This is a genomic window from Arthrospira sp. PCC 8006 (genome assembly GCF_046480465.1).
GTDB lineage: Bacteria > Cyanobacteriota > Cyanobacteriia > Cyanobacteriales > Microcoleaceae > Limnospira > Limnospira platensis.
Genome location: NZ_PKGG01000509.1, coordinates 1 through 659, shown reverse-complemented (window position 1 = coordinate 659; position 659 = coordinate 1). Strand labels below are relative to the sequence as shown.

Sequence of the window (659 nt, the reverse complement as noted above, 5' to 3'; positions counted from 1 at the left end):
ATTGCTCACGGCGAATATTGTATTGTTAATAGCAGTGATTATGTGGAATTACATCAAGAAATTATTGCCATGCTGGATATATTTCGCAATCAAATAGAAATTTCTGCAATTGAAGGTAAATTTAGGAAAGTACGCCCTTAAATCCTAGTATAATTATATCATATATATGTTTGATTAACTTTTATGGGAAAATCCCTGTTTTAATTCGATCGCACATTCGGCTAGTGCTTCCTGTCCTTGACTGATAAATTTGGCTAAATTAATGAAAGCATGAATGGTTCCTGAATAGCAAGATATTTTGACGGGAACTCCGGCTTTTTGGAGGCGATCGCCATAAGCCTGTCCTTCATCCCGTAGGGGGTCTAATTCCGCAGTGATAATCAAAGCGGGAGGCAAATTTGATAAATCTTCGGCTAACAGGGGGGAAGCATAGGGATTATTTTTATCAGCAGGGTTGGTGATATAAAAACTACACAAATGCCTAATATCATCGGTTCTCAGAAAGTAATTTTCGGCAAATAGGCGGCGAGATTCGCTGTCAATTTCTACCTGAGTTATAGGATAAATTAACAATTGATAAACTAGGGGGGCTAGTTTTTTATCTCGCCGTTTTAAGGCTACCACCGCCGCTAAATTTCCCACCGCACTTTCTCCCCCCA

General features: G+C 39.2%; 1 protein-coding gene. It reads right to left on the bottom strand.

From position 1 onward, the window contains the following. Window positions 1–174: 174 nt before the first annotated feature. Window positions 175–659, bottom strand: a 485-nt coding sequence (locus B9T16_RS29100) for an alpha/beta hydrolase (protein WP_410246438.1), incomplete at its 5' end; no start/stop codon positions are given.